The following is a 595-nucleotide window of genomic DNA, read 5'->3' on the forward strand; positions in this document are numbered from 1 at the left end:
CAAAACAGAGAAAACCCTAGAACGGCAACCCTAGATAAACTTGTAAATGAGCAGAGAGTCTCTCAAAAGAAAACGGCAAATAAACCACCCATCACAAAAACAAGGAAAAATAACAAGCCACAAACGACACCACCATAACCATTCTTTCCGGACACAAGACAAGATTATGTATGTGTTTTTTTCTTAATCCCTTAATTAGTAGGAAGGAGTATCCTTCTCTTTCTCCTTGATGTCCTTGTGATCTTCCTCGGTCTTGGAATGGTACCCAGGAAGCTTTTCCTTGATCTTCTCCATAATACCCTTCTTTTCCTTGGGCTCTTCGCCCGCTTCATAAGAGGCTGCTACCGGTGGCTCCGCCGCATCACTGTGTTGTTCGTGCGAAGCAGCACCAACTGGAACCTCATCAGTCTTCTTGTGGCCAGGTAGCTTTTCCTTGATCTTCTCGAGGAAACCCTTCTTTTCCTCAGTTGGGGAGTCGGTTGGCTCTTCGTGGTGAAGAACAACCGGAGCTGGAGCTTGATGATGATGTTCCTCCTCGTACACCTTCTCCACCGGGACAGCCGTGTCCTCCTCCTTGTGATACCCTTCTCCCTTG

Annotated in this window: 1 protein-coding gene; it reads right to left on the reverse strand. The window is 47.1% G+C overall.

Annotation, left to right across the window (positions count from 1 at the left end):
• Positions 1 to 195: 195 nt before the first annotated feature.
• Positions 196 to 595, reverse strand: a 400-nt coding sequence (locus tag GFJ41_RS20995) for a hypothetical protein (RefSeq protein ID WP_170075996.1), incomplete at its 5' end; no start/stop codon positions are given.

This window comes from Paraclostridium dentum (assembly GCF_012922555.1).
Taxonomy (GTDB): Bacteria; Bacillota; Clostridia; order Peptostreptococcales; family Peptostreptococcaceae; genus Paraclostridium; species Paraclostridium dentum.